Genomic DNA, 24,778 nt, shown 5'->3' on the forward strand with positions numbered 1-24,778 from the left:
TCCGGTCTGAACTTTAATATCTTCAATAACTTGGCGCTTGCCAAGGTTCAGGCTCAGTAGATTTCCGCCACGCAGCAGCGCAGGGAGCCGCCGGCCTTCTCGATTTCGTCCAGGGGCACCGGGGCCAGGGCGAAACCAGCCCCGGCCAGCGCGGCCACCTGGCCGGGCCGCAGGGCGTCGGCGCCGGCCTGGCTGATGCGCACCCGGTCGCCGCGCAGGGCGATGCAGTTGCCGGCGAAGCCGGCCTTCTGGGCGTCGTCGAGCGTGACCACGGCGGGTGCGTACAGCGCGGCCAGGGCCGCCGGCACCGCCGGGTCGGCGAAGCCGCCGGGGCAGACCACCAGGGCCCGGCCGGCCAGCACGCTCATCACCACGTTGGCGTGGTACTCGCCCGGCGCCAGGTCGAACAGCAGGGTGGCGCGCAGGCCGAGGGCGGCGTGCAGGGCGGCGGCGCCAACGGCGTCGCAGCGCTCGCCCAGGCCCGCGAAGCCCAGGCCGCGGGCGCGGTCGACCACCATCGAGCCGGTGAGCTCGCAGATGCCCGGCTGGGCCCGCAGGTCGATTTCCCGGTAGCCCAGGGCGCCGGTGAAGAAACCGCGGATGTCGGCGCGCTCCGCCTCGCGCTGGCGCACGGGGTGGCGCATGTTGCCGATGACCAGCCGTCCCGGCGCGGTGGCGAACACGTTGTTCGGGAACAGCGCGTCGGGCGTGGCGGGGTCGCCGGGGAAACACACGGTCGGCAGGTCTTCGGCCAGGGCGCGCTGCAGTTCGCGGTGCTGGTCGAGCGCGCGCCGCGGGTCCACGCGCACCGACAGGTCCATGTAGGCGTTGTCGCTGGCCGACTGCTCGGCCAGCGCGAAACCTTCGGGCGCGACCAGGAACGCGGCCTTCGCGCAGGCCGGGCCGAAATCGGCGGCCAGGCCGCGGGCGAAGGCCAGGAACCTTCCGGTATCGCGGGTGATCATGCCGCCGCCTCGCGCCGCGCGGTGGCGGCCAGCGCGCGTTCCACCAGGTCCCAGCCGGCATCGGCGCGCGGTGCGCCTTCGCTCAGCACCTGGCGGAACAGGCGTCCGCCCGGCTGGCCGTGGAACAGGCCCAGCAGGTGCCGGCTGATGTGCTTGAGCGCGACGCCGCGGCCCAGGCAGTCCTCGACGTACGGCCGCAACTTGCGCAGCAGCTCCGCGCGGTCTTCCGGCGGCTCCGACGGCGCGAACAGCGCGCGGTCCATCAGGTGCAGGCGGTAGGGCTCGTGGTAGGCGGCGCGGCCGATCATCACGCCGTCCAGGCCCGGCGACTGCGCCAGCACGTCCTCGACCGTGGCCAGCCCGCCGTTGATGGCCACCACCAGCTCCGGGCGCTCGCGCTTGAGGCGGTGCACCCATTCGTAGCGCAGCGGCGGGATCTCGCGGTTTTCCTTCGGGCTCAGGCCCTGCAGCCACGCCTTGCGGGCGTGCACCACGAACACGCGGCAGCCGGCCAGCGCCACGGTGTCGACGAAGGCGCGGAAGACGTCGTAGTCCTCCATCTCGTCCACGCCCAGGCGGCACTTCACCGTGACCGGCACGTTCGCCGGCGCGGCGGCCTGCATGGCGGCGACGCAGTCGGCCACCAGCGCGGGTTCCTTCATCAGGCAGGCTCCGAAACGCCCGGCCTGCACGCGGTCGGAGGGGCAGCCGACGTTGAGGTTGACCTCGTCGTAGCCCCAGTCGGCGCCGATGCGGGTGGCTTCGGCCAGGTGCGCGGGGTCGCTGCCGCCCAGCTGCAGCGCCACCGGGTGTTCCACCGCGTCGAAACCGAGCAGGCGCTCGCGGTCGCCGTGGATCACGGCCTGGGCGTGCACCATTTCGGTGTAGAGCCGCGCATTGGGCGCAAGCAGGCGATGGAAGACCCGGCAGTGCCGGTCGGTCCAGTCCATCATCGGCGCCACGCTCAGGCGCCACTCGCCGGCGCGGCCGGGTTCCGTCGTCATCGTTGTTTCGCCTGGGCAGGAAGGCCGCCGCGATGCGCGCGGCGGCGGCATAGGATGCCACTGTCCGCCCGGCGGGGCCCGTCAGCGGCCCGGGAGCGGCTGGCCGTCGGCGTCCGTGGTGACGCGGAAACGCTTCTGCCCAAAGTAGAAGGTGAAGCGGTACAGCCCGGCGTCCTCGCCCACGCCGCGCTCGCACAGGGTGGCGATGCGGCGGTCGGCCACCATGGCCGGCACGTCCTGCGGCGGCAGGCCCAGGCCCTCGGCCACCAGGCGGGCGTCCACGTCCACCGTCCTCACCAGCGTGAGGGGCATGGCTTCCACGGCGCCGCCGGTGCCGGTCTCGATGCCGGCGGCGTCCAGCGCCTCGGCTACGCCGGGCTGCGCGTGCGAGTCGAAGTCGTTCCAGTCGATGCTGTTGGCCATGGCGCCGCTCCCGCGGGGGTGGGACTGGCCGCCATGCTGGCGCTCCCTTTCCGCCACTTCCCTGACCTGGGTCAGGTGGCGGGCCGGCGCCCCGCCAGGCCGGGCCGTAAACTGCCGGCATGGACACCCCTCCCCCGCTGGACGAGGCCGCGCTGGCCCGGCTCGTCGACCGCTTCTACGCCAAGGTGCGCCGCGACCCGGCCCTGGGCCCCATTTTCGAGGGTGCGGTGCACGACTGGGACGAGCACCTGCAGCTGCTCACGGATTTCTGGTCCTCGGTGGCGCTGGGCACCCGCCGCTTCCGCGGCAACCCGATGGCGGCGCACCGGGCGCTGCCTTCGATCACCACCGCGCATTTCAGCCACTGGCTGGCGCTGTGGAACGAGACCACCGCCGAGGAGCTGCCGCCGGCCCACGCTCAGGCCCTGCGCCAGTACGCCGCCCGCATCGGCGAGAGCCTGCAGTACGGCCTGGGCCTGGACCCGCGCCGCCAAGGCCGCCCGCTGGGCCTGCCGGTGCGCGGCGGGGCCGACTGACGCGCGTCAAACCCGCCGCGCCCGAGTTGGCGCAAACTGGCCGCCACCCCAGGACCGAGGAGGACGGCCATGAATCGAGTGAAAGGCAAGACCTGCATCGTCACCGGCGCCGCGCTGGGCATCGGCCGCGCCTGCGCCGAGCGGCTCGCGGAGGAAGGCGGCGCGGTCGCGCTGTTCGACCTGCACGACGCCGAAGGCGAGGCGCTGGCCGCCGCGCTGCGCGCTAAGGGCGCACGCGCCCGCTACTGGCATGTGGACGTCAGCAACGAAGCACAGGTGAAGGCCGCCACCGACGAGGCCGCGGCCGAATTCGGCGGCGTGCACGTGCTGGTGAACAACGCCGGCATCTCCGGCTCGATCAAGCTCACCCACGAGATCACCGAGGCCGAGTGGGACCAGGTGCAGGCGGTGAACGTGAAGGGCGTGCTGTTCTGCGCCAAGCACGCCATCCCGCACATGAAGAAGGCCGGCGGCGGCAGCATCATCAACCTCTCGTCCATCTACGGCCTGGTCGGCGCGCCCGACGTGCCGGCCTACCACGCCTCCAAGGGCGCGGTGCGGCTGATGAGCAAGACCGATGCCCTGTGCTACGCCGCCGACCGCATCCGCGTGAACTCAGTGCACCCGGGCTTCATCTGGACGCCGATGGTGGAACACCACCTGCAGGCCAGCGGTGCCACCCGCGAGGCGATCGGCGCGCTGCACCCACTGGGCCACATGGGCGAGGCGGACGACATCGCCTGGGGCGTGGTCTACCTGGCCTCCGACGAATCGAAGTTCGTCACCGGCACCGAGCTGGCGATCGACGGCGGTTACACCGCCCGCTGAAACGAAGACGGCGGCCCTTGGGCCGCCGTCTTTCCAACGCAATCCGGGAACCGGGGCTCAGCGGCCGTGGCCGCGCCCCTGGTTGCCCTTGTCGGGCTTGCCACCCTGGCCGCGGCCCTGGCCCTGCCCCCCCGCGGGGCGGTTGCCCTTGGGCGCCGGGCCGGACTGGTTGCCACCACGCGAACCACCGGCCTTCGGGCCGCCGCGCGCCTTCATCTTGCCGTGGCCCTTGCCGACGTTGCCCTTGAGCGTGTGGAACTCCGGCGAACCCGGGCGGATGCCCAGGCGCTGGGCGATCACGCCCCAGCCCTGCCCGTGGTCGCGCTGGTAGATGTCCACCACCTCGATGCAGGGGCGTCGCACCAGCTGCGCCAGCGCGCAGGCGTAGTAGATGTCGCCCGGCGCCCAGCGGCGGTCGTAGTAGAGCTCGCGCACCAGGTAACGCGGCGCGCCGTAGCTCACCACCACGTCATCAATGAAGCCATCGGTGTTGCCGCGGGCGAAGACGTTGATGTCGCCGAGCTGGGTATCCACCCAGGCGTCGCCCGTGCGCGGGCTGAAGCCGAAGGCGAACTCGTCGACGATGGCCTGCGCGCCGGCCGAGAAGGCCAGGCCGAGGACGAGCACGAAGCCACTGAGCTTTTTCATGTTGTTCTCCTGGAACCGGGGGGCGCAGCAGAGTTTGCCGCAAGCGGGTGAATGCTGTCGAAACCGCTCAGAGCCGCTGGAGGCGGTAGGCCAGCGCGCCTTCCAGCGGCCGGCCTTCGCCGTCGAGCATTTCCAGGCTGCCGTCGGCGCGCAGTTCGAACCAGCGGTCCGGGCCCTGCGGGTCGAGGCGGAACAGGGTCGCCGTCTCGCCGTCGCCGCGACGCGTTTCCTGCACCCAGTCGCCCTCGGTGACGAAGACGTTGTCGCCGGGCGCGCCGAGGTAGGTTTCCTCGAGCTCGTAGCGGCGCTCGCTTCCCTCTTCGTGCAGCTGCAGTCGGGTCTGGATGCCGTCGCAGTCGGCGCAGGGCAGCACGCCCAGCCAGGCGGTTTCGAAAGCCTCGTCGCCGAGAGGCGCGGCAGCCTCGCCGGGCGCGGCGCCGTCGTCGGCGGCGCTGGCCGCGGGGTCAGGCGCGCGCCCGCAGCCGCCCAGCAGCGCGGCCGCGAACATGAATGCAAGCCATCCGGGAAACGGGGATCGGGACATGGCGCACATCCTAGCGCTTGCGCGCACGCACGGGGCCGTCGCAGTCTCGGGGCAACGACGAGCGGCGGCCGCGACCCTGCCTTCCGCGCCGGCGCGTTGGCGACCTTGCACCCACCCGAGGAGGTGTTCCATGGTCCGAAGCCTGCCCCACCCCACCCCGTCGTCCCCGTTCGCCGGCCTCGATGCCAAGCGCATCGCCGGCACCACGCTCGCGCTCTGCGTGCACGCCGTCGTGTTCGGCCTGTTGCTGGTGCCGACCCGCTGGACGCCACCGGAAGCCAAGCCGCGGCCACAGACCACCGTGGTCGAAATGCAGCCGCTGCCGCCGCCGGAGATCACGCCCACCCAGGCGCCGCCGACGCCGCAGCCCGAGCGGCGACCGCAGCCCGTGGCCCAGCCGCAGCCGCAGGTACAGCAGGCGGCGGCCCCCGACGCCACGCCCGCGTTCGACACCGGCGAGATCGAAGCGCCGCCCGCTTTCGATACCGGCCCTGCCGAGGAAAGCTTCGACGTCGGCCAGCCCGGCCTGGCCACGCTGGCCTACGCCTTCGCCCCCGCGCCGCGCTACCCGCGCCAGGCCGCCATCGCCGGCATCGAGGGCACGGTGCTGCTGAAGGTGCTGGTGGATGAAACCGGGCAGCCGCTGGAAGTGGCCATCGAGCGCAGCAGCGGCGACCGTCGCCTCGACAGGGCCGCGCGCGACCAGGTGCTGCAGCGCTGGCGCTTCCACCCGGCGCAGCGCGGCGGCCGCGCCATCGCCGCCTACGCGCTGGTGCCGGTCGAGTTCCGCCTGCCCTGAACTGGACAATCACGCCGGTTCGACGGATCGTCGCCAACAGTGGCGATCCCGTCGAACCGGAGTTTCCCCCGATGACCCCGCGCCTGCTCCCCGCGGCCCTGGCCGCCGCCCTGCTGGCCACCCTGCCCGCCCACGCGCAGGAAAACGCCCAGCCGCGCTGGACCGTCGGCCTGCTCGCGATCGAACGCGACTCGCCCTACCGCCAGATCGACGAAGACCTGCTGGTGGTTCCGCTGGTGCGCTTCGAAGGCGAGCGCGCCTACCTGCGCGGCCTGCGCGGCGGCATCGTGCTGGTGGAAGACGGGGGCTTCGAGTTCGGCCCCTTCCTGCAGGTGCGCGGCGACGGCTACGACGCCGGCGACTCGCCTTACCTGGCCGGCATGGACGACCGCAAGTTCTCGCTCGACGCCGGCGTGGCGGCCAGCTGGCGCATCCCGCGCGTGGGCCAGTTCGAGGCCTCGCTGGCCACCGACGCACTCGACCGCAGCGGCGGCCAGGAAGCCGAACTCTCCTACACCGCGCTGCTGCGCGCCGGCGGCTGGACCGTGCTGCCCTCGCTGGCGCTGCGCTGGCAGAGCGCCGACATGGTGGATTACTACTACGGCGTGCGCGCCGACGAGGCCATCGTCGGCCGGCCGGCGTACGCCGGCGATTCGGCGCTGTTCCCGGAACTGGCGGTGCTGGTGACCCGCCCGCTGGGCGGCCGCTGGCAGCTGTTCGCGCGCGCCGGCCACAGCTGGCTGCCCTCGGAAGTGACCGACAGCCCGCTGGTGGACCAGGACGGCCGCACCACCGTGCTGGTGGGCGTGGGCTACGCGCTGGCCGACTGAGCCGGTGCCAGCGTGGCGCGGTCGCGGCCCGCGGCCTTGGCGGCGTAGAGCGCGGCGTCGGCGCGCGCCACCAGGTCGATGGTGGCTTCGCCCGGCATGGCCTCGGCCACGCCGATGCTCACCGTGACGCGCTCGAACGGCCAGTCGGCCACGTGGAAGTCGCGGCAGACGCGCTCGGCCACGCGCAGCGCACGCTCGCCGTCGGTGCCGGGCAGCAGCACCGCGAACTCCTCGCCGCCGTAACGCGCCGCCACGTCGCCCGGACGCAGCGCGGCCTGCAGCAGCGCGCCGGTGTTGCGCAGCGCCTGGTCGCCGGCCAGGTGGCCGTGGGTGTCGTTGTAGGTCTTGAAGTGGTCGAGGTCGAGCATCAGCAGGCTGAAGGACTCGCCGCGCGCCTGCAGCGCCGCCAGTGATTCGTCGAACGCACGGCGGTTGCCCAGATGGGTCAGTTCGTCGGTGAGCGCGGACTCCCGCAACTGCCGCGCCACGCGGCGCTGCCGCTCGATGCCGTCGAGCAGGCGGCTCGACCACCACACCAGCCCGGCGGCCGCGAGACCCGAGGCCACCGCCAGCCAGGTGATGGTGGCGCCTTCGGTCAGCAGGCCGGAGTTGCGCGACACCTGCGCCAGGTAGCTCAGCAGCACCGGCATCAACAGCACCGGCAGCAGCAACCGCCGCGCCAGCACGCCGCCGAGGCTGTTGGCCACCAGCACGCTCGGCAGCATGGCCCCGGGCACGGCCACCAGCCAGCCCAGCGCCAGCAGGAACAGGCAGACGGCGGTGTTGAGGCCGACGGGATTGATGGCCGGGCTTTGCCCGACGGCGCCCATCAGGTAGCCGTAGCCGCTGAGGCTGAAGAGCGCGCCCACCAGCATCACCAGCGCCAGGGCCTGGCCCAGCCAGTGGCCCGGTCGCCAGCTGGTGGCCAGGCCGATGGCCCCGGCCAACACGAAGCCCGCCGCCGAGAGCTGCGACATCTGGCCCGGTACGCGGCCGGCGCGCAGCGCGGCGGGATCGTCGAACAGCAGCGTGCCAATTCCGAAGTCGGCGCCCAGCAGGTATTCCACCAGCACCGTGCCACCCAGCAGCAGCAGGGCCACCGACGCCAGGCGCGACACCACCCGGCCCATGCCCAGTCCGCAGGCGCCCAGGGCCAGGCTCGCGAACAGGAAGCCGATGGCGGTGTTGGCCTTCATCTGCACGTGGCCGGGCAGCACCGAGCGCAGTACCGACACGTCGAACAGCCAGCCCAGCAGCGCGACCACGGCCAGCCCCGCCACCACCGCGGCCGCAATGCGGCTGTGCCGGCGCAGCCGGTCGGCCTGGGCCTGGAGGATGCGGGGCTCGATGGCCGGGTTCATAGCCATTGCGTGCGTAGGTCCACCAGGCTGCGGTCCAGTGACTCGAGCAGCCTCGCATCGTGTTCGACCGTGGGCAACTCCTGCCGGAAGAACCAGTCGCAGGCGGCGAGCTTGCCGGTCAGGAAGTCGCGCTCGGCCTCGCTGGCCGGAGCGGCCTGGCTCGCCGCCAGCGCCTGCCGCAGCCACGACCAGGCCACGGCCACGTGGCCGGCGAAATGCAGGTAGCGGCTGGCCTGGGCCAGCGCCACGCGCGCGTCGCCGCGTGCCATCGACGCGCCCAGCGTGGCGGTGACTTCGGCCAGGCGCGTGGCGGCGGATTCCAACGCAGCGGCATGCGCGGCCAGCGCGGGAACCGAGGCGGCCTCGCGCGCCGTGCCGGTGATTTCGCGACGCAGCAGCGACAGCGCCGCGCCGTCCGCCATCAGCACCTTGCGGCCGAGCAGGTCGAGCGCCTGGATGCCGTTGGCGCCTTCGTGGATGGGGTTGAGGCGGTTGTCGCGCCAGTACTGCTCCACCGGGTATTCGCGGGTGTAGCCGTAGCCGCCCAGCACCTGGACGGCGAGGTCGTTGGCGCGCACGCACTCTTCCGCCGACCAGGCCTTGATGATCGGCGTCAGCAGTTCCAGCAGCAGGCCGGCCTCGCGGCGGCGGGTTTCGTCCGGGTCGTGCGCCTGGATGTCCACGCGGCGCGCGGCCTCGAAGGCCAGGCCCAGCGCGCCTTCCACCAATGCCTTCTGCTGCAGCAGCAGGCGGCGCACGTCGGCGTGTTCGATGATCGGCAGCGGCGGGCTGGCCGGGTCCTTCTGGTCGGGGTGGCGGCCCTGGCGGCGCTCGCGCGCGTAGGCCAGGCAATAGCGGTAGCCGGCCATGCCCAGGCTGATGGCGCCCACGCCCACGCCGATGCGCGCCTCGTTCATCAGGTGGAACATCTGCGCCAGGCCCTGGCCGGGCGCGCCCACCCGCTCGGCATGGCAATCCCCGCGCTCGCCGAACTTCAGGAAGGTGTTGACGATGCCGCGCTGGCCCAGCTTGTGGTTCACGCCGGCCAGTTGCACGTCGTTGCGTTCGCCCGGCTTGCCGTCGGCGCCGACGCGAAGGCGCGGCACGATGAACAGGCTCAGGCCCTTCACGCCCGCGGGCGCGTCGGGCAGGCGGGCCAGCACGAGGTGGACGATGTTTTCCGCGAGCTCGTGCTCGCCGCCGGAGATCCACATTTTCGCGCCGCTGAGCCGGTAGCTGCCGTCGCCGGCGGGCTCGGCGCGGGTGCGGATGTCGGCCAGCGAGGAACCGGCCTGCGGCTCGCTCAGGCACATGGTGCCCAGGTAGCGGCCCTGAAGCAGCGGCCTGCGCCAGCGCGCGTTCTGTTCCGGGCTGGCGTGCGCCTGCAGCAGGTTGGCCACGCCGCGCGCCAGCAGCGCGTAGCCGGTGGTGGAAACGTTGGCGCCGCAGAACAGCGCGTCGCAGGCCAGCGCCACCGTATAGGGCAGCTGCATGCCGCCCTCGGCCTCGTCGGCCAGCAGGGCCGGGAAGCCGGCCTCGGCGAAGGCGTCGAGCGCGGCCTTCACTTCCGGGACCACCTCGACCCGGCCGTCCACGAAGCGCGGCTCGCGTTCGTCGGAGGCGCGGTTGTGCGGGGCGAAATGCGACAGCGCCAGGGCGCGCGCGGAATCGAGCACGGCGTCGAAGGTGTCGCGGCCGTGGGCGGCGAAGCGCGGGTAGCGGCACAGCGCGGCCGCGCCCTGCAGGGCGTAAAGCTGGAAATCGAGTTCGTGGCGCGGGATCAGCGGGTCGGTGTCCATGCCGCCAGATTAGCGCGGCACCGTGGCCCCGGCGCGCTCGCGCAGGGCCGCGATGGCGGCCGGGATGCCCGCGGCGCCCTGCACTGTTTCCATGCGCGCCGCGTCGTCCGGCCCCAGGCCGTGCTCGAGCTCGTGCGCCCAGGTCACGTGGTAGGGCATGTGCACGCCCCAGCCGCCCAGGCGCAGCACCGGTTCGATGTCGGAGCGCAGCGAATTGCCGACCATGGCGAACTGCCCGGGCGCCAGCCCGAATTCACCCAGCACGCGGTCGTAGGCGCGCACGTCCTTCTCGGACACGATCTCGATGCGGTGGAACAGCCCGGCCAGCCCGCAGGCCTGTACCTTGGCCTCCTGGTGGAACAGGTCGCCCTTGGTGATGAGCACGACGCGGTGCTCGCGCGCCACCGCTTCCACCGCCTCGCGGATGCCCGGCAGCAGTTCGACCGGGTGCGACATCACTTCCTTGCCCAAGGTGACGATGCGGTGGATGTCGGCGGCGCTGATGCGTTCGCCGGTGATGGCGATGGCGGCCTCGACCATGGACAGCGTCATGCCCTTGGCGCCGTAGCCGAACAGCTTGATGTTGCGGCGCTCGGTGGCCAGCAGGCGTTCGTGCAGGCCGGCGTCGGCCAGGTCGACGTAGTGGCCCACGATGCCCTCGAAGGCCGCGTGCGCGACGCGGTAGTAGCCCTCGCTGTGCCAGAGCGTATCGTCGCCGTCGAAACCCACCAGTTCGATCATTGGTTGCGCGCCCGGGGCTCAGTGCCCGACCGGCTGGTCGAGGCCGGGGTCGGTGCCGCCGATCACCACCGAGCCGATGCGCATGGCGTAGAGCGCGTCGTGCGGCTTGCCGAAGATGGCTTCGGTGGCGGCCGACAGCGCCGGGCCGGCGCCGTCGCGCAGCAGGTAGCCACCGCAGGCGTCGCCCATGGCGGTGGAGCGCTCGAGCCGGTGCACGCCCAGGCGCTGGCCGGTGATGCGCTGGGGCGCGTCGCCGATGGCGATGACCGCGCGCAGTTCGGTTTCCGGGCCGGGACGCACGTGCCAGGCGGTGGCCTCGGGCGCGGTGAGCAGCAGGGCCACCGGGCCGGGCACGGCGATGTCCACGCGGCGGATGATTTCGCGGCCGGGCTCCGCGCCCGGGTCGGGCGTGCCGCCGTCCACCACGAACAGGCGGGCGGGCACCGGCAGCGAAAGGCCGGGGAAGCGGCAGTGGCTCCAGTCCGGGCCGGTCTCGGCGGGCGTGGTGGCGGTCGCGGCGGTGGCCGCCGCATCGGGAGCCGGCGCGTCATCGCCGCCGCAGCCGGCGAGCGGCAGCAGCAGGAACAGGGCGGCGAGCATGCTGGACTTCGGCATCCGGGGGCTTCCAGGGAGACGTGCCGCGAAGCATAAACCGTCGCGCCGCGCGGCGGGTTCAGGGATGCTCGGCTTCCACGTGCACGCGCTCGCGCCGGATCAGGTACAGGCCGCTGGCGACGATGATGCCGGCGCCGGCGAAGGTCCAGGCATCCGGCAGCACCTGCCAGACCAGCAGGTCCAGGCCCAGGCCCCAGGCCAGGGCGCTGTACTCGAACGGCGCCACCACCGAGGCCTCGCCCAGGCGGAAGGCTTCGGTGATGGCCACCTGGCCCAGGAAGCCGGTAAGGCCCACCCCGGCGATGACCCACGCGTCTTCCGCGCGCAGGGGCTCCCAGCCCGGCAAGGCCAGCGCGCCAGCGCCCAGCGCGGTCATGCCGATCATCCAGAACACCATGGCCTGGCTGCTGTCGGTGCGGTGCAGCACGCTCACCATGATGGCCGAGAGCGCGTAGCCCGTGGCCGCCACCAGCACCGCCAGCCCGGCCCAGGTGAACACGCCCTCGCCGGTGGGGCGCATCACCACGAGCACGCCCAGCAGGCCCACCGCGATGGCCGCCCAGCGCCGCGGCCCCACCTTCTCGCGCAGCAGCGGCACCGACAGCGCGGTGATCAGCAGCGGCGCGACGAAGAACAGCGTGTAGGCACCGGTCATGGGCATGCGCGCCAGCGCGTAGGCGAAACACGAAAGCATGGCGATCGACAGCCCCGCGCGCAGCAGGTGCAGCCCCCAGCGCACGCGCCAGAGCGTGGCCACCGCGCCCGTGGCCCACACCCACAGCAGCACCAGCGGCAGCGCCGACCAGCCGCGGATGGCCGCCACCTGCATCGGCGGGTAGTGGCTGGCCAGGTGCTTGAGGCCACCGTCCATCAGCGAGAACAGGCCGACGGCGAGCAGCATGGCGACGATGCCGCGCAGGTTCGAAGGGTTCCGGGTCATGCGGCCATTGTGCGGCCGGCGCCGGCCGACGGCGAGGGCCGGGGGTCATGGCCGGGCGTTCTCAGCGCGCACAGGCCCGCGCCACCCGGGCGTCGAGTTCGGAGCGCTGGTCGAAGCTGAGGCGGTTCCAGAGCCGGTCGCGCTGCTCGTCGGCCTTGCGGCGCGCGGCCTCGCAGCGCTCCCGGCGCGGATCCCGCCGCGGCCGGGGCGATTCGGCCAGGCTGGCGCGGACGCGCGCCGTGGCGGTGCGCTCCGCCGGCGCCGCGGCGCGCGGCACCGGCGCCGGGTCGGGTTTCACCGGCTGCACCCAGCGCTGTTCGCTGCCGGCGGCGCAGGGCAAGGCCTGGTAGCTGACCGCGCCGTCGGCGGCCACGCATTTGCGCAGGACGTTGGCTGGCGGCGGCAACACTGCCAGCACGAGGATGAGCGGAAGCGGGTTCATGCGGTCCTCCACGCGGGAGGACCAGTTCACGCCGGTGTGCGCGCCCGTGTCGCCCGGGGAAACGCGCGGACGGGCCGTGGAAAACGCCGCGTCAGGACTCGTAAACGTCCGCGCACTGCTCGACGACCCACTGGCGCAGGTTCGCCTTCTGGGTCTCGTCGAGCTGCAGCCAGTCCTTGGCCAGCACCGCGTCGGAAAAGTCGTGGGCCTGGGTGCACTCGCTTTTGGTAGGCGGGCGCTCGCCGCTGGCTTCGGCCGCGCGCTGGCGGGCCTGCTGCTCGCGGCGGGCCTGCTCGGCCAGCCGTGCCTCCTCGGCCAGGCGCGCGGTTTCCGCGGCGCGCCGGGCTTCGGCATCGGCCAGCGCGGCGCGGGCCGCCAGCTCTTCCACGCTGGGACCGGCCTCGGGCGTGGCGTCGCGCTTCCACGCCTGGGTGCTGCCCGCCGGGCAGGCCTCGGACTGGATGCTCACCGCGCCCTTCGGATCGACGCACTTGTACAGCGACTCGGCCGCCGCCGGCCCCGCGGCCAGCAACGACGACACCAGGAACAGAACCGCGCGCATCGCTTACTCCGCCTTCGCATCCGCCGCCGGGGCGGCCGGCGCGGCGTTCTTCAGGTGCTGGTCCAGGAAGGCCAGCATGCGGCCGTAGCCTTCGATCTGGTTCTTCTTCTTCGAGAAGCCGTGGCCCTCGTCGTCGAACACCACGTACTCCACCGGCACGCCGTTCTTCTGCACGGCCGCCACGATGTCGTCGGACTCGGGCTTGATCACGCGCGGGTCGTTGGCGCCCTGCAGCACCATCAGCGGCACGTTGATCTTGTCGGCGTGGAACAGCGGCGAGGTTTCGACCAGGAAATCGCGCTGCGTCTCCGGGTTGCCGATCTCCTGGTACAGCGCCTCGCGGAAGCTCTCCCAGTACGGCGGGATCGATTCGAGCGTGCGCAGCCAGTTCGACACGCCGAAGATGTTCACGCCCACCTTGAATTCACCAGGCTGGAAGGCCAGCGCCGAGAGCACCATGTAGCCGCCGTAGCTGCCGCCCACGATGCCGATCCGGTCGTCGTCGACGTAGTCCAGCGTCTGCAGGTACTTCTTGGCTTCAACGGTGTCCCAAAGCGGCTCGCGGCCGTGCTTGCCGTCGTCGGCGGCGAAGAAGGTCTTGCCGTAGCCCGAGCTGCCGCGGTTGTTGATGCCCAGCACCACGTAGCCGTGGTTGGCCAGGTACTGGATGAGTGCCGAGTGCGCGCGCGTGGTCTGGCCGCCCGGGCCGCCGTGCACCCACACCAGCGCCGGCGCCGGGTTTTCCGCGCTGGCCTGGTGCGGCTTCCACAGGATGTTCGGGATGACCATGCCGTCGAAGCTGGGGAAGCGCACCACGCTCGAATCCACCAGGTCGGCCGGGTCGATGGCCGGGTTGAGCGAGGTGGTCAGCTGCTTCGGCTCGCCGCCGGCCAGCTCGAGCACGTACAGGTCGTTGGGCTGGCGGTCGCCGTTGAGGTAGAAGGCCAGGCGCTGCTCGGAATCAGCGATGCGCAGGCCGCGGATCTCGCCGGCCGGCAGCGCCGGCAGCGGCTGCTCGGCGCCGGTGGCGGCGTCGTAGAGCTTCACGCTGGTGCTGCCGTCCACGTTGGTGGCCACGGCCAGGTACTTGCCGCCCTTCGAGAAGTAGGCCGCCACGATGTCCCAGTCGGCGCTGCGCACCGGCTCGTGCTCCCAGCTGCCCAGCTTCACGCGGCGCAGCTGCGCGAACTCGCCCTGGTCGTTGGCGGTGTAGTACAGCCACTGGCCGTCGGGGCTGAAGTCCTGGGCGTCGAACGCGGCCTGGCCCTCGTGCTGAGAAACCTTGGTGGATTTCCCCGTGGCCAGCTCCACCACGTGCAGGTCGCTGTCGTTGGTGGTGTTGGACTGGCCGAGCGCCAGCCACTTGCCATCCTGCGACACGACGCTGGGCTCGTAGCCATCCTTGTTCTCGTAGACGCGGGTGCGCTCGTAGGTCCTGGCGTCGTAGCGGTAGACGTCGAAATAGCGCGGGTCACGCTCGTTGCTCATCACGTGGAAGGCGTTGCCGTCGCCAGTGAAGCCCAGGAAGTCGGCCTTGAGGTTTTCGCCGGGGGTCAGGTCGCGCTCGCTGCCGTCGGCTTCGATCACGTACAGGTGGTCGAGTTCGTTGCCGCCCTGGTCGCGCGTCACCAGCACGCGGTCGTCGGCGGGGAAATAGGCCACGGCGTACACGTTGTCGGTGTCCGACGAAGTCACCGCGGTCCATTCGCCGCCGGCCACCGGCATCGAATAGGCGTTCCAGATGCCGCTCTTGTTCGACGAGAACAGGATGCGCGATTCGTCGGCGTTGAACGAGGCGCCGGCGACGCCGGTGGACTCGATGAACTCCTCGATGCCGTACTGCCGGCTCGGGCGCGCCACTTCCGCTGGCGCGGCGGCGGCCTGGGGGCCCTGCCCTTCGGCGGGCGGCGTGCCGGCGGGCTGGCAGGCGGCCAGGGACAGGGCCAGGGTGATGGCCAGCGGCAGGACGGTACGGCGAAGGGTCATGGCTCGGGCTCCGGCGGGCGGGATGAGGCCCCGACTTTACGCCTGTGCCCGGCGCACCGCGATCAGCCGGCGGCTTCCACCCGGTTGCGGCCGCCCTGCTTGGCCCGGTAGAGCTGCTTGTCGGCGGCCTCCACCAGCGTCGTGGGTTCGCGGCCGCGCACAGGCTCGCAGGTGGCTACGCCCAGGCTGATGGTGACCACCCCGGTGGCGGGGTTGCCTTCGTGCGGCAGGGCCAGCGCCTCCACCCGCTGCCGCAGCGACTCGGCCACGGCGCGGGCCGCGTCCGCGTCGGCGCCCGGCAGCACCACCACGAACTCCTCGCCGCCGTAGCGCCCCACGAAGTCGCCACCCTGGCGGATGCCGGCCTTGAGCGCCGCCGCCACCTGCTGCAGGCAGACGCCGCCGGCGACGTGGCCGTACTGGTCGTTGTAGCGCTTGAAGAAATCGATGTCGGCCATGACCACCGACAGCGGGCCGCCGTTGCGCAGCGCGCGCTCCCATTCGTGCACCAGCGCGTCGTCGAAGGCGCGGCGGTTGGCGATGTGGGTCAGGCCGTCGGTGGCCGAGAGTTCGCGCAGGCGCTCCTCCAGTTCCTTCTGCGCCGCGACGTCCTGCAGCACCACCACGAAATGGGTGATGGCGCCGGCGTCGTCGCGCACCACCTCGGCCAGGGCGCCCGTGGGGTAGCGCGTGCCGTCGGGGCGCTGGCCCCAGACTTCGCCCTCCCAGTGGTCGCCTTCGTCGATGGCGGCCTTCAGGCGCGCCAGCAGCGCCGGGTCGCGCGTCAGGGACGGGGGCATCAGGCCCACCACGTCCGCGCCGCGCAGCCCGGTCAGGCGCTCCCAGGCGGGATTGACGCTGACGATGCGCATCTGCGGGTCGAGCACCATGATGGCTTCGCTGGTCTTGCGCACCACGATGTCGGCCATGCGCAGGCCTTCCTGGGCCAGCTGGAGCTCTCCCAGCTGCTCGGCGAGCCGCTGGCCCAGCCCGGCCTGGCGCTGCGCGGCCTGCCGCTGCAGCTGCAGGCCCACCAGGAACAGCGCCACCAGCGCCAGCACCAGCCCCGAGATGGCCAGGCCGAAGCTGCGGTAGCGCGCCTGGGTGTCCATCCAGGTGTGCTGCTCGATGTCGATGCCGAGCACCGCCAGCAGGCGGCCTTCCGCATCCGTCACCGGCGCCAGCGCGCTCACGAAGCTGCCCCACTCGTCGTGGACCACGCCCGAGAAGAGCGACTGGCCCGATTCCACCACCCGGCGCAGGTCGTGCGACGGCCCCTCGTACACGTCGCCCGGGGCGGAATAGTCGGGCGAGGTGGGATCTTCGCCGTCGGCGAGGAACACGAACCGGTCGGTCCGCCCGGGCAGCGGCCGCATCAGGTAGACGAAGCGGAACTCCGGGTTCGACTCGAGAACGGCGCGCAGGTCGGCGCGGACGGCGTCGTGGGCCGGCGTGCCGGCGTCGCCGGGCTCGCCGCGCAGTGCGGCGACTTCGCCGGGATCGAGCAGGGCGGCGGTGGTGTTCGCCACGCTCAGGCCGTGCTGGTGCTCGATCCGTTCGCCGTACCCGACCATCTGGCCGACGAACCAGGCCGAGGCCGCCAGCGTCACCAGGAACAGCACGCCGCCCAGCCACAGCGGACTGCGGGTGGTCGGCGGCGCCTGGGGTCCCGCGGGAGCGGAGTCGGCCATGCCCCCGAGTGTATCCAGCGGGCGCAGGAATGCCAGCGCCCGCCGGGGCCCCGGGCCGGGGCGGGTTTACGGGGCCTGCTTGGTATCGGGCGCGGGCTCGCGGGGCCTGGCCAGCTGCACGTCGGCGTCCTGCGGCGCCGGGCGGGCGTCGGCCGCGGACAAGACGTCGATCGGCCAGTCGGCGCAGCTGGCCTGCGGGCAGAAGCTCACCGGCACCAGCACGCGGGTGGCCAGGGGCTGGCCGTCCACTTCCTCGACCGCGAAGGTCCACTTGGCGACGGCGCGCAGCACGGCCTTCTCGAAGGACTCGCGGCGCGCGGCGTCGTCCGACGGCTTGCCATGGCGCGCCAGGGCCACGCGCTCGATGCGCGAGTTGGCCATGTCCACCTTGCCGTCGGCGCGGATGGACAGCCGCACCAGCACGCCCGCGCCATAGCCGGCGCTGGCGGCGATGCCCGGGAACGGCACGCGGCGGCGCTTGTCGAAGGCCACGGAACCGCCACCGACGTCCACCACGCGGGCGAAGTAGTCGCCGTTCCCCGCCTGCTCCAGGCTCATCTTCAGCGTCAGCGAAGTGCGGCTGGGCACCGGCACGCCGCCTTTCCGGGCCGGCTCGAATTCCACCTTGCGGGCGGTATCCTGCAGCAAATTGCGCACGGCCCGGGGCACGTCGCCCAGCATCTCGGCCCCGGTGACGCGGCCAGCCGCATCCACGGAAACATAGGCCGAGTAGTACTCGGTCCGGGTCCGCGGCGCGTCCTCGCGCGCGGCGGCGGCCAGGGGCAGGAGCACCAGCAGGAAGCAGGACAAGACACGCAGTTTCATGGGTTCACCGTTCCGTTGGGCAGGGACCATCCCACCATACCCGCACCCTCGCCCGCTGCCGGCTGAATCCGGCGAAAGTGTCCGAATTTTCTCACTCCGTCAGCGCTTCGAAGCAGCCGATGCCAGCGCCGCATACGCCGCGCGCACCGCCAGTTCGCCGTGCTCGCGCTCGAGCCGGCGCACGATGAAGTGCCCGCGCGCCGCCTGCTGGAAATGGCTGATGAACACCAGGTTGAGCGTGGCCCCGCTGGCCGCGCCCACCAGCGGCGCGGCCTGGGCCAGCGCCTTCTGCGTCACCGGGATGGAGAAGCGGCTGGCCACGCCCTTGATCAGCTTCACCAGCGCCGGCGCCGCGCCGCCGCCCATGCCGGCGGCGACGTAGCGCGTGGCGGCCGTCACCTGCTGCGCCAGCGCGGCGCGGGTGGCGAAGTAGCCGCTCTCGGCGCCGTCGTCGTCGGCGCGCGTGCCGCCCAGCGCCAGCACTTCCAGGCAGGCCAGGCGCGTGGCCGGGTCGGCCGGCGACTCACCCTCGCTGCGGGCGATGTCGGCGATCGAGCGCAGCATGGCGGTGGTGGTCAGCGGCAGCTCGACCAGCAGGCCCGGCAGGCCGAAGAACCCGCCGATGGCGCCGGTGCCCGCCACCGCCGCCTTGTGCAGGCGCGGGCTGGCGCGGGCGCCCGCGGGTTCGTCCCGCAGGGTCAGCAACGCGGCGCGGAAGGCGGTTTCCACCGCCTTGTGCGCGCTGCGGTCGAGCAGGCGCTGCGCAGGACCGGGCAACCGCGCCAGCATGCCTTCGATCGGCGCGCCCACCAGGTTCGCCAGCTGCACCGCCAGGCCGGGCGACTCAAGCAGCGCCCGCGCGCGCTCGAGCTCGGCCTGGTCGGCGGGGGGCAGCGGGCGCAGGATTTCGCTCATGCGTGCTCAGGCTCGGCGGGGAAAGGCAAGGACGCTGTCGGCAGTCTGGCAAAAAACGTATCGTTCCGCCTGCGGCGTCGCCCCGGGTGCGCGGCATGGCCGACCATGGCACCGAGGTGATGATATGACCGAACGCATTCGCTGCCCCGCCCTGCGGGCAAGGCTCAAGACCGCCGACGAAGCCGCCGCGCTGATCGGACCCGGCGACACCGTGGCCATGAGCGGCTTCACCGGCGCGGGTTACCCCAAGGCCGTGCCGGGCGCGCTGGCCAAGCGCATCGAGGCCGCGCACGCCGCCGGCCAGGCCTTCCAGGTGCGCGTGCTCACCGGTGCCTCCACCGCGCCCGAACTCGACGGCGCGCTGGCCCGCGCCCAGGGCATGGAACTGCGCCTGCCCTACCAGTCCGACCCCACCGTGCGCGCGCAGATCAACGCCGGCGAGATGGACTACCTCGACATCCACCTCAGCCACGTCGCCCAGCACGCCTGGTTCGGCTTCTTCGGCGACATCGACGTGGCGGTGGTGGAAGTGGCCGGCATCCTCGAGGACGGCCGGCTGGTGCCTTCCTCGTCGGTGGGCAACAACAAGACCTGGCTCGAGCAGGCCAGGCGCGTGGTGCTGGAAGTGAACCGCTGGCAGCCGGCGGCGCTCGAGGGCATGCACGACATCTACTACGGCACCGCCCGCCCGCCGAACCGCAAGCCCATCCCGCTGGTGGCGCCGGGCGACCGCATCGGCGAACCCTACCTGCACGTGGACCCGGACAAGGTAGTGGCCGTGGTGGCCACCGACGCGCCCGACCGCAACTCGGCCTTCGCGCCGCCGGACGCGGACTCCAGGGCCATCGCCGGGCACCTGCTGGAATTCCTGCGCCACGAGGTTTCTCGCGGCCGGCTCACGCCCAGCCTGCTGCCGCTGCAGTCGGGCGTGGGCAACATCGCCAACGCCGTGCTGGCGGGCCTGGCCGAGGGCGGTTTCCGCGACCTGAGCGCCTTCACCGAGGTGATCCAGGACGGCATGCTCGGCCTGCTCAAGAATGGCGTGCTCAAGCTCGCCTCGGCCACCTCGTTCTCGCTCAGCCCGGCCGGCATCGAGGAGTTCAACGCGCACGTGGATTTCTACCGCGAGCGCATCGTGCTGCGGCCGCAGGAAATGTCGAACCACCCGGAACTCATCCGGCGCCTGGGCTGCATCGCCATGAACGGCATGATCGAGGCCGACATCTATGGCCACGTGAATTCCACGCACGTGGCGGGCACCAAGATCATGAACGGCATCGGCGGCAGCGGCGACTTCGCCCGCAACGGCTACCTGTCGGTGTTCATGTCGCCGAGCACGGCCAAGGGCGGCGCCATTTCCTCGATCGTGCCCATGGCCAGCCACGTCGACCACACCGAACACGACGTGATGGTGCTGGTGACCGAACAGGGCCTGGCCGACCTGCGCGGGCTCTCGCCCAAGCAGCGGGCGCGCCTGGTGATCGAACGCTGCGCGCACCCGGAGTTCCGGCCGATGCTGCAGGACTACTTCGACCGCGCCTGCCGCGACAGCGCCGGCAAGCACACGCCGCACCTGCTCGGCGAGGCGCTGTCGTGGCATGATCGGCTGGTCCGGACGGGGAGCATGCGGCCCTAGCGCCGCCACCGGGCCCACGCCATGCGGGGTAAAGGATGTCCGACTACGCGCACCGCGCCGCCGTCTTCATTGCCGAGCTCGATGCGGCCGTCGACGTACACCTGGACTGGACCCGGCGGGTTCTGCGCTGCGCGCTGACCCATGAGCCGCCCGGGGAGCAGATGCTCGCCGACGACGCCCACGAACGCTGCCACTTCGGCCAATGGCTGGTGGCCGCCGGGCCGGAGCTCGAACGGCTGGACGCACGCAAGGCCCACCAGCTCGTCTCGCTGCACCGGCGCATGCACGACGCCATCCGGCTCATCTGCCAGGACGTGCATTCGGGCCGTCCCGGCAACCTGGAGGCACTGGCCACCTTCGAGAGTTCGCAGGCAGGGCTGGTGCAGCGGCTCGCCACCTTCAAGACGCGCATCCTCGCCGACGCGGTGCGCCTTGACCCGCTGACCGGATTGCCGCTGCGCTACAGCCTCGAAGGCGAGTTCATGATGGGCCAGCGCGCCGCCCACCGCGGCGGCACCGCGCTGTTCGTCGCGATGTTCGACATCGACCATTTCAAGCGGGTCAACGACACCTTCGGCCACATCGTGGGCGATCTGGCGCTCAGGCACCTGGCCGATACGCTGCGGCGGATCCTGCGGCCCAACGACCGCCTGTACCGGTACGGCGGCGAAGAATTCCTGCTGCTGATGCTGGCCGAAGACGACAGCGAGGCGGAAGCCGCGGCGGGACGGTTCCTGGACGCCGTCCGGGCCTCGCCCGTGCCGGTGCCCGGCCATGGCGACCTGCCGCTACGGGTGACCATAGGCCTGGCCCGCGTTGCCGAGGGCGACGGGCTGGAAATTTCGGTGGAACGCGCGGACCAGGCGCTCTACCGGGGCAAGCAGGCCGGCCGCGACCGCTGCGTCGTGGCCGGCTGAGCCGGTTGCCGGTTCATCCCCGCCGCAGCGCAGAAAACGCCAGCCCGGCGCGGTGGCGGAAGCCCATGGATTCGTACAGCCCCAGCGCACGCGTGTTCGACGGGCTCACGTGCAGGAAGGGCTGCAGCCCGCTGGCCAGCAGGTCGTTGCACAGGAAGGCGGTGAGCCTTCGCGCGTGGCCGCGGCCCAGGTGCTCGGGATGCGTGCAGATGGCGCTCACCTCGCGGTAGCCGGGCGGCCCCATGCGTTCGCCGGCGATTGCGGCCAGCCGCCCGCCTTCGTACATGCCGAAGTAGCGGCCCATGGCCATGGCACGCGGGCGGAAATAGTGCGGGTACACCAGCGCGATCAGCTCCAGCAGGTCGGCGTGGCGGTCTTCGCCCAGCTCGACGATCTCCGGCCCCGGCGTTTCCGCCAGCGGCTCCGGGCAATGCATCTGCACCAGGGTGAACTGCGGCTCTAGCGCGAAGCCCGGCGGCAGTGCCGGGTGCGGGCCGATCACCAGCACGGTGTCGCCGGGCGGCACCAGGGCTTCGAGCGCGGCGGCGTCGGCGTGGCCGTCGCGCGGCACGCCCAGGAAGGGCGCCACGTCGGCCGGGTAGCGCAGCACTTTGCCGTGCGCGAGCGCGAGGCCGCGGTGGCGGTGCGCCAGCGAATCAAAGGCGGGGTTGTCGAGCGGGTGCGGGGCCATGGGGCCAGTGTGGCGCGGCGGGCCTTGCCGGGGATGTGTCGGAAGTCGGACCGCTCAGGCCGGCAGGTCGGGGTCGCCGGGCGTGAAGCTGATTTCCTCGATCTCGTCGAAGGCCTTGCTGTCGAGCAGGCCATCGTCGAACTCGAACTCCTCGGGGGCCGGGGCGGTCTGCCATTCCTGCACCAGCAGGCGGGCCTCGTCGGCCTCGTCGCTTTCCACCACCACGCGGATCTGCGGGGTGGTGGCCAGGGCGCCGGAGGGGTCGGCCACCTGCGGGCCGAAGATGTGGGCGACGATGCCCGAGGTCACCAGCAGCTCCTGCACCAGCTGCGCGTCCAGCTCGTTCTGGGCGATGTAAACGGGGATCACGGCCGGTCATCCTGTGAAGGGTCCGGGGAGACATTGGGGCCCCGTTTTGCCTGTGAAACCGTGAACTGCGTCACATTTTTGCTGGGTTTCGGGCGGGTGGTGCCTGGGGGCTGACCAGCGGGGCCCGGCCCTCCGGCATAGGCGAAGCGGGGCCGGTGAACGTATCCTTCACGCGTCGCTCCTGCAGGGGGAGCGGGAGACGCCGCTGAAGTGAACACCCTCAAGGCCATCAACGCGCAGGTCACCGCGCCCCAGGAAAGCCCCGACGCCATCCCGCTCACGCTCAAGCCGGGCGACCCGGTGTACGTGCGCCACCCCCACCCGGACCGCCCGGGCTACGTCTGGGCCGAAGACGGCCAGCTCAGCGCCGGCTGGGTGCCGCTGGACCTGATCGACACCAATTCCGGCCGCCCGCAGGCCAAGGCCGAATACTGCAGCGCCGAACTCACCGTGGAACCCGGCGACACCGTGCGCCTGATCTGGGAAGACCCCAGGCACGGCGCCTGCTGGTGCGAGGACCGCCACAGCGAGCGTGGCTGGATCCGCAACGAGCGGCTGGCGTTCGAAAAGGACGCCTGAGCGGCGGGCCCTACGGGTTAGGCCCGGCCTGTTCGAGTTCGCCGATCTCCACCTGGCCCTGCTTCGGGTTGCTCCAAGTGGAATCCACCCAAGCTTGGTAGTCCTCCGGGTCCCAGAAGCGGTTCGCATAGAAGTCGTGGCCCCGCAAGACCATTTGCTGGCCACCGGGCGAAGGCACTACGACGATGATGTCCTTGCGCGGCCGGCCTGAAAGCATGTAACGCCGTGCCAGCCGCAGGTGGCGCGCGATGCGGGGCTTGGCGGCGGCATCCCCGTGTTCGGCCATCAGTGGTTGCCCGACCTCCATCACCCTGCGCTGCTCGTCCGCCGACAGTTGCGACCAGTACCGCTCGCGCTGCGCCACGAACGCCGGGTAACCACGCTCCGCGGCAATATCGGACCACGCGTAGCCAAGCGCGCGATCGACCGGCTGCCCGATGCCACGCCAGGCCAGCTCGGCCAGGATCGCCTGCGAGGGCTTGTCGGCATACGAGGCGGCGCGGGTGAAGTGGGCGCGGGCCTCGTCGAACTTGCCTTGCTCGAGCGCGTGAAACCCTTCGACGCGGAACTTCAGGTCGGGGTGCGCATCAAGGTAGGCCTTCGAGGCCATCGTAGCCTGTACGTCGCGGCCTCCGGCGCCAGGCGCAGACGCGTCCGCGTCCACCGCGGCGGTGACATGGACGAGCGCCAGGAGCAAGAAGAGGAAGGCCTTTCGCATCGGTCAGCTCCGGCGGAAATTCAACTGCACGCGGCGAGTACGGCATCTCCATGCCGACGCAGACCATCGTGGGTTACGTATTTGAGCGGCTGGCGGCGATACGCCGCGTCCGCGGCCCGGGCCGCCTTGCAGGCCAGGCTCTTCGAGCCGCCATGTTCCTGCGGCGGCTCCCAATAACCACGGTTCGATGACGCCGCCTGCCGGCGTGCCCGCTCGGCTTCGAGCGCCTGGCGCCGGCGTTGCTGCGCCAGCTGCGCGGCGGTCGGACCAGCCTCAGGCGTCGCATCGCGCACCCAGGCCTGCTGGCTTCTTTCCGGGCAGGGTTCCGACTGGTAGCTGGCATGGCCGTCGGCGGCGACGCATTTGTAGAGCAGCCCCTGCGGCCGTGGCGCGGGGCGTGCGGGTGCCGGTCGGGCATAAGCCGGCGCCGCAGCCGGGCTGACCGGCGGCACCACCCTCGCCGGGGCAGGCCGCGCGGCAGGGGAGCTGGAAATGGTGGCGACATACGCCGCCGAGCCCAGGATGGCCAAGGCCCCGACCACGCCGATGAGCTTGCCGTAGGGCAACTCGGCGGGCTGCAGCCGGCCACGTGCGTCGCGCCGGGGCGGCGGCGGCAGGAACAGCGCCAGGCCGCCCGTCGCCAACGCCATCAGCAGGAACAGATAGGCCAGTGACGCGTGGCCGCGCCCAATCATGACCCCCGCGACCACCAGGTCCACGAACGCCAGCCCCATCAGCCACCAGAATCGCGCCATCGCCCTCCCCCGAAACGAACGCGCCACCACGGTAGTCACCGGGGTGGCGCGCGTCGATCAGAGGATTTCAGCCACGCGGCCCGGGATGTGGGCGAACGGAAATTCCCGCAAGTCACCGGCACGTAAAATCAATCACTTACGCTGATCACAACCATGACGCTTGCAAGTGAATTTCCAGAATTCCTGCAAGCCATGGAAGCCCGGCCGAGAATTCCTGCAAGCGCTTTTGACTCGGACGAGGCTGCCGAAATCCTGCCAGTGGGAATGTGCCAACTGCGGCCATATTAAGGGACGCTTTGCATACGCTACGCTTAATTCGGAGGCGACCTCATGACCAGTAGCCGCGTCACCAGTCTCGATACCAAAAGGGTTCTCGCCGCGGCCGACCTGGTTACAGGCGATCGCAAAGAGTCTGTCGCCTGGTTGAAAAGCCCTGTAGGCGCTTTCGGCGGTCAATCTCCCGAAGCTCTGATTACTCTTGGCAGAACCAATGACGTGATCAGATATCTAGAATCTCTCTCAAACGGGTATATAGGTTAGAAGTGGCCTTCGGTGAATCAACCAAGTGTCGGCCGAGACATCTCATTGGCCATAATCTGTTGCAGTGTTGATGCGCGCCCAAAATTGACCATCCCTGCGCGTTGAAAATTGACCAGGGC

Annotated in this window: 28 protein-coding genes; 8 read left to right on the forward strand and 20 right to left on the reverse strand. The window is 71.6% G+C overall.

Features of this window, described 5'->3' with window-relative positions:
* Nucleotides 1-53 precede the first annotated feature (53 nt).
* The 3 genes from ACE3Q2_RS04725 to ACE3Q2_RS04735 all read right to left on the reverse strand — a co-directional run bounded on the left by ACE3Q2_RS04725 (nucleotide 54) and on the right by ACE3Q2_RS04735 (nucleotide 2,392).
* The gene (locus tag ACE3Q2_RS04725; protein WP_231696440.1) at nucleotides 54-965 is read right to left on the reverse strand and encodes an arginine deiminase-related protein; all 912 of its coding nucleotides are present in this window, start codon (nucleotides 963-965) and stop codon (nucleotides 54-56) included.
* A complete protein-coding gene (gene dusA / locus ACE3Q2_RS04730) occupies nucleotides 962-1,969 on the reverse strand; it encodes a tRNA dihydrouridine(20/20a) synthase DusA (protein WP_374473150.1) in 1,008 nt (335 codons plus the stop codon). The genes ACE3Q2_RS04725 and dusA overlap by 4 nt, the downstream gene beginning before the upstream one ends.
* A gap of 81 nt (nucleotides 1,970-2,050) precedes the next feature.
* On the reverse strand, nucleotides 2,051-2,392 hold the full coding sequence (locus ACE3Q2_RS04735) for a DUF6522 family protein (protein ID WP_231696442.1): 342 nt from the start codon (nucleotides 2,390-2,392) through the stop codon (nucleotides 2,051-2,053).
* Nucleotides 2,393-2,511: 119 nt separating this feature from the next.
* On the opposite strand from ACE3Q2_RS04735, the gene ACE3Q2_RS04740 reads away from it, so the two are divergent.
* Together ACE3Q2_RS04740 and ACE3Q2_RS04745 are read left to right on the forward strand one after the other, a co-directional pair.
* Entirely contained in the window at nucleotides 2,512-2,928 is a 417-nt protein-coding gene (locus tag ACE3Q2_RS04740) for a group III truncated hemoglobin (RefSeq protein WP_231696443.1), read from the forward strand.
* Nucleotides 2,929-2,997: 69 nt separating this feature from the next.
* Entirely contained in the window at nucleotides 2,998-3,756 is a 759-nt protein-coding gene (locus ACE3Q2_RS04745; protein WP_231696444.1) for an SDR family NAD(P)-dependent oxidoreductase, read from the forward strand.
* A gap of 57 nt (nucleotides 3,757-3,813) precedes the next feature.
* Here ACE3Q2_RS04745 and ACE3Q2_RS04750 read toward each other — a convergent pair whose 3' ends face one another.
* Both ACE3Q2_RS04750 and ACE3Q2_RS04755 read right to left on the reverse strand, forming a co-directional pair.
* Nucleotides 3,814-4,404, reverse strand: a complete 591-nt coding sequence (locus tag ACE3Q2_RS04750; protein ID WP_231696445.1) for a hypothetical protein — start codon at nucleotides 4,402-4,404, stop codon at nucleotides 3,814-3,816.
* A 67-nt stretch (nucleotides 4,405-4,471) separates the two neighbouring features.
* Nucleotides 4,472-4,912, reverse strand: a complete 441-nt coding sequence (locus tag ACE3Q2_RS04755; protein WP_374473153.1) for a copper resistance protein NlpE — start codon at nucleotides 4,910-4,912, stop codon at nucleotides 4,472-4,474.
* Between the two features lie 166 nt (nucleotides 4,913-5,078).
* Between ACE3Q2_RS04755 and ACE3Q2_RS04760 the strand changes: the two genes are divergently transcribed.
* Both ACE3Q2_RS04760 and ACE3Q2_RS04765 read left to right on the forward strand, forming a co-directional pair.
* Nucleotides 5,079-5,747 (forward strand): energy transducer TonB, encoded by a 669-nt coding sequence (locus ACE3Q2_RS04760; RefSeq protein WP_374473155.1) that lies wholly within the window; start codon nucleotides 5,079-5,081, stop codon nucleotides 5,745-5,747.
* A 71-nt stretch (nucleotides 5,748-5,818) separates the two neighbouring features.
* Nucleotides 5,819-6,577: a MipA/OmpV family protein gene (locus ACE3Q2_RS04765; protein ID WP_374473157.1), complete on the forward strand. Its 759-nt coding sequence runs from the start codon at nucleotides 5,819-5,821 to the stop codon at nucleotides 6,575-6,577.
* Here the strand turns inward: ACE3Q2_RS04765 and ACE3Q2_RS04770 are convergent.
* The 11 genes from ACE3Q2_RS04770 to ACE3Q2_RS04820 all read right to left on the reverse strand — a co-directional run bounded on the left by ACE3Q2_RS04770 (nucleotide 6,559) and on the right by ACE3Q2_RS04820 (nucleotide 18,454).
* Nucleotides 6,559-7,944: a GGDEF domain-containing protein gene (locus tag ACE3Q2_RS04770; RefSeq protein WP_231696449.1), complete on the reverse strand. Its 1,386-nt coding sequence runs from the start codon at nucleotides 7,942-7,944 to the stop codon at nucleotides 6,559-6,561. The two genes, ACE3Q2_RS04765 and ACE3Q2_RS04770, sit on opposite strands and share 19 nt — an antisense overlap.
* A complete protein-coding gene (locus tag ACE3Q2_RS04775; RefSeq protein ID WP_374473160.1) occupies nucleotides 7,935-9,737 on the reverse strand; it encodes an acyl-CoA dehydrogenase in 1,803 nt (600 codons plus the stop codon). The genes ACE3Q2_RS04770 and ACE3Q2_RS04775 overlap by 10 nt, the downstream gene beginning before the upstream one ends.
* 9 nt (nucleotides 9,738-9,746) lie before the next feature.
* Nucleotides 9,747-10,478 (reverse strand): HAD family hydrolase, encoded by a 732-nt coding sequence (locus ACE3Q2_RS04780; RefSeq protein ID WP_374473162.1) that lies wholly within the window; start codon nucleotides 10,476-10,478, stop codon nucleotides 9,747-9,749.
* A gap of 18 nt (nucleotides 10,479-10,496) precedes the next feature.
* Entirely contained in the window at nucleotides 10,497-11,078 is a 582-nt protein-coding gene (locus ACE3Q2_RS04785) for a hypothetical protein (RefSeq protein ID WP_374473164.1), read from the reverse strand.
* Nucleotides 11,079-11,151: 73 nt separating this feature from the next.
* The gene (locus ACE3Q2_RS04790) at nucleotides 11,152-12,033 is read right to left on the reverse strand and encodes a DMT family transporter (protein ID WP_374473166.1); all 882 of its coding nucleotides are present in this window, start codon (nucleotides 12,031-12,033) and stop codon (nucleotides 11,152-11,154) included.
* 61 nt (nucleotides 12,034-12,094) lie between these two features.
* Complete coding sequence (locus ACE3Q2_RS04795) at nucleotides 12,095-12,475, reverse strand: DUF4124 domain-containing protein (protein ID WP_374473168.1); 381 nt, start codon at nucleotides 12,473-12,475, stop codon at nucleotides 12,095-12,097.
* Between the two features lie 91 nt (nucleotides 12,476-12,566).
* Nucleotides 12,567-13,037, reverse strand: a complete 471-nt coding sequence (locus ACE3Q2_RS04800) for a hypothetical protein (protein WP_374473170.1) — start codon at nucleotides 13,035-13,037, stop codon at nucleotides 12,567-12,569.
* 3 nt (nucleotides 13,038-13,040) lie between these two features.
* Nucleotides 13,041-15,023, reverse strand: a complete 1,983-nt coding sequence (locus tag ACE3Q2_RS04805; RefSeq protein WP_374473172.1) for an alpha/beta fold hydrolase — start codon at nucleotides 15,021-15,023, stop codon at nucleotides 13,041-13,043.
* 62 nt (nucleotides 15,024-15,085) lie between these two features.
* On the reverse strand, nucleotides 15,086-16,714 hold the full coding sequence (locus ACE3Q2_RS04810) for a diguanylate cyclase domain-containing protein (RefSeq protein WP_374473174.1): 1,629 nt from the start codon (nucleotides 16,712-16,714) through the stop codon (nucleotides 15,086-15,088).
* A 66-nt stretch (nucleotides 16,715-16,780) separates the two neighbouring features.
* Nucleotides 16,781-17,539 (reverse strand): hypothetical protein, encoded by a 759-nt coding sequence (locus tag ACE3Q2_RS04815; RefSeq protein WP_374473176.1) that lies wholly within the window; start codon nucleotides 17,537-17,539, stop codon nucleotides 16,781-16,783.
* 99 nt (nucleotides 17,540-17,638) lie between these two features.
* Entirely contained in the window at nucleotides 17,639-18,454 is an 816-nt protein-coding gene (locus tag ACE3Q2_RS04820) for an EcsC family protein (RefSeq protein ID WP_374473178.1), read from the reverse strand.
* A 124-nt stretch (nucleotides 18,455-18,578) separates the two neighbouring features.
* Between ACE3Q2_RS04820 and ACE3Q2_RS04825 the strand changes: the two genes are divergently transcribed.
* The gene (locus tag ACE3Q2_RS04825; RefSeq protein WP_374473180.1) at nucleotides 18,579-20,090 is read left to right on the forward strand and encodes an acetyl-CoA hydrolase/transferase family protein; all 1,512 of its coding nucleotides are present in this window, start codon (nucleotides 18,579-18,581) and stop codon (nucleotides 20,088-20,090) included.
* 35 nt (nucleotides 20,091-20,125) lie between these two features.
* Nucleotides 20,126-21,007: a diguanylate cyclase gene (locus ACE3Q2_RS04830; protein ID WP_374473182.1), complete on the forward strand. Its 882-nt coding sequence runs from the start codon at nucleotides 20,126-20,128 to the stop codon at nucleotides 21,005-21,007.
* A 13-nt stretch (nucleotides 21,008-21,020) separates the two neighbouring features.
* On the opposite strand, the gene ACE3Q2_RS04835 is transcribed toward ACE3Q2_RS04830, so the two are convergent.
* A complete protein-coding gene (locus ACE3Q2_RS04835; RefSeq protein WP_374473184.1) occupies nucleotides 21,021-21,698 on the reverse strand; it encodes a GNAT family N-acetyltransferase in 678 nt (225 codons plus the stop codon).
* Between the two features lie 54 nt (nucleotides 21,699-21,752).
* On the reverse strand, nucleotides 21,753-22,067 hold the full coding sequence (locus tag ACE3Q2_RS04840; protein WP_374473186.1) for a hypothetical protein: 315 nt from the start codon (nucleotides 22,065-22,067) through the stop codon (nucleotides 21,753-21,755).
* 210 nt (nucleotides 22,068-22,277) lie between these two features.
* Between ACE3Q2_RS04840 and ACE3Q2_RS04845 the strand changes: the two genes are divergently transcribed.
* A complete protein-coding gene (locus ACE3Q2_RS04845) occupies nucleotides 22,278-22,646 on the forward strand; it encodes a hypothetical protein (protein WP_374473188.1) in 369 nt (122 codons plus the stop codon).
* 10 nt (nucleotides 22,647-22,656) lie between these two features.
* On the opposite strand, the gene ACE3Q2_RS04850 is transcribed toward ACE3Q2_RS04845, so the two are convergent.
* Both ACE3Q2_RS04850 and ACE3Q2_RS04855 read right to left on the reverse strand, forming a co-directional pair.
* Nucleotides 22,657-23,364 (reverse strand): hypothetical protein, encoded by a 708-nt coding sequence (locus tag ACE3Q2_RS04850; protein ID WP_374473190.1) that lies wholly within the window; start codon nucleotides 23,362-23,364, stop codon nucleotides 22,657-22,659.
* Nucleotides 23,365-23,384: 20 nt separating this feature from the next.
* The gene (locus ACE3Q2_RS04855) at nucleotides 23,385-24,119 is read right to left on the reverse strand and encodes a DUF4124 domain-containing protein (RefSeq protein ID WP_374473192.1); all 735 of its coding nucleotides are present in this window, start codon (nucleotides 24,117-24,119) and stop codon (nucleotides 23,385-23,387) included.
* Between the two features lie 330 nt (nucleotides 24,120-24,449).
* On the opposite strand from ACE3Q2_RS04855, the gene ACE3Q2_RS04860 reads away from it, so the two are divergent.
* Nucleotides 24,450-24,659 (forward strand): MbcA/ParS/Xre antitoxin family protein, encoded by a 210-nt coding sequence (locus ACE3Q2_RS04860; protein ID WP_374473194.1) that lies wholly within the window; start codon nucleotides 24,450-24,452, stop codon nucleotides 24,657-24,659.
* The last annotated feature ends 119 nt before the right edge of the window (nucleotides 24,660-24,778 follow it).

The sequence above is a fragment of the Arenimonas sp. genome, from assembly GCF_041913985.1.
GTDB lineage: Bacteria > Pseudomonadota > Gammaproteobacteria > Xanthomonadales > Xanthomonadaceae > Arenimonas.

Coding starts and splice junctions, on each gene's coding strand:
- ACE3Q2_RS04725 (WP_231696440.1), bottom strand. CDS start 965: ATGATCACCCGCGATACCGGAAGGTTCCTGGCCTTCGCCCGCGGCCTG.
- dusA (WP_374473150.1), bottom strand. CDS start 1,969: ATGACGACGGAACCCGGCCGCGCCGGCGAGTGGCGCCTGAGCGTGGCG.
- ACE3Q2_RS04735 (WP_231696442.1), bottom strand. CDS start 2,392: ATGGCCAACAGCATCGACTGGAACGACTTCGACTCGCACGCGCAGCCC.
- ACE3Q2_RS04740 (WP_231696443.1), top strand. CDS start 2,512: ATGGACACCCCTCCCCCGCTGGACGAGGCCGCGCTGGCCCGGCTCGTC.
- ACE3Q2_RS04745 (WP_231696444.1), top strand. CDS start 2,998: ATGAATCGAGTGAAAGGCAAGACCTGCATCGTCACCGGCGCCGCGCTG.
- ACE3Q2_RS04750 (WP_231696445.1), bottom strand. CDS start 4,404: ATGAAAAAGCTCAGTGGCTTCGTGCTCGTCCTCGGCCTGGCCTTCTCG.
- ACE3Q2_RS04755 (WP_374473153.1), bottom strand. CDS start 4,912: ATGTTCGCGGCCGCGCTGCTGGGCGGCTGCGGGCGCGCGCCTGACCCC.
- ACE3Q2_RS04760 (WP_374473155.1), top strand. CDS start 5,079: ATGGTCCGAAGCCTGCCCCACCCCACCCCGTCGTCCCCGTTCGCCGGC.
- ACE3Q2_RS04765 (WP_374473157.1), top strand. CDS start 5,819: ATGACCCCGCGCCTGCTCCCCGCGGCCCTGGCCGCCGCCCTGCTGGCC.
- ACE3Q2_RS04770 (WP_231696449.1), bottom strand. CDS start 7,944: ATGGCTATGAACCCGGCCATCGAGCCCCGCATCCTCCAGGCCCAGGCC.
- ACE3Q2_RS04775 (WP_374473160.1), bottom strand. CDS start 9,737: ATGGACACCGACCCGCTGATCCCGCGCCACGAACTCGATTTCCAGCTT.
- ACE3Q2_RS04780 (WP_374473162.1), bottom strand. CDS start 10,478: ATGATCGAACTGGTGGGTTTCGACGGCGACGATACGCTCTGGCACAGC.
- ACE3Q2_RS04785 (WP_374473164.1), bottom strand. CDS start 11,078: ATGCTCGCCGCCCTGTTCCTGCTGCTGCCGCTCGCCGGCTGCGGCGGC.
- ACE3Q2_RS04790 (WP_374473166.1), bottom strand. CDS start 12,033: ATGACCCGGAACCCTTCGAACCTGCGCGGCATCGTCGCCATGCTGCTC.
- ACE3Q2_RS04795 (WP_374473168.1), bottom strand. CDS start 12,475: ATGAACCCGCTTCCGCTCATCCTCGTGCTGGCAGTGTTGCCGCCGCCA.
- ACE3Q2_RS04800 (WP_374473170.1), bottom strand. CDS start 13,037: ATGCGCGCGGTTCTGTTCCTGGTGTCGTCGTTGCTGGCCGCGGGGCCG.
- ACE3Q2_RS04805 (WP_374473172.1), bottom strand. CDS start 15,023: ATGACCCTTCGCCGTACCGTCCTGCCGCTGGCCATCACCCTGGCCCTG.
- ACE3Q2_RS04810 (WP_374473174.1), bottom strand. CDS start 16,714: ATGGCCGACTCCGCTCCCGCGGGACCCCAGGCGCCGCCGACCACCCGC.
- ACE3Q2_RS04815 (WP_374473176.1), bottom strand. CDS start 17,539: ATGAAACTGCGTGTCTTGTCCTGCTTCCTGCTGGTGCTCCTGCCCCTG.
- ACE3Q2_RS04820 (WP_374473178.1), bottom strand. CDS start 18,454: ATGAGCGAAATCCTGCGCCCGCTGCCCCCCGCCGACCAGGCCGAGCTC.
- ACE3Q2_RS04825 (WP_374473180.1), top strand. CDS start 18,579: ATGACCGAACGCATTCGCTGCCCCGCCCTGCGGGCAAGGCTCAAGACC.
- ACE3Q2_RS04830 (WP_374473182.1), top strand. CDS start 20,126: ATGTCCGACTACGCGCACCGCGCCGCCGTCTTCATTGCCGAGCTCGAT.
- ACE3Q2_RS04835 (WP_374473184.1), bottom strand. CDS start 21,698: ATGGCCCCGCACCCGCTCGACAACCCCGCCTTTGATTCGCTGGCGCAC.
- ACE3Q2_RS04850 (WP_374473190.1), bottom strand. CDS start 23,364: ATGCGAAAGGCCTTCCTCTTCTTGCTCCTGGCGCTCGTCCATGTCACC.
- ACE3Q2_RS04855 (WP_374473192.1), bottom strand. CDS start 24,119: ATGGCGCGATTCTGGTGGCTGATGGGGCTGGCGTTCGTGGACCTGGTG.
- ACE3Q2_RS04860 (WP_374473194.1), top strand. CDS start 24,450: ATGACCAGTAGCCGCGTCACCAGTCTCGATACCAAAAGGGTTCTCGCC.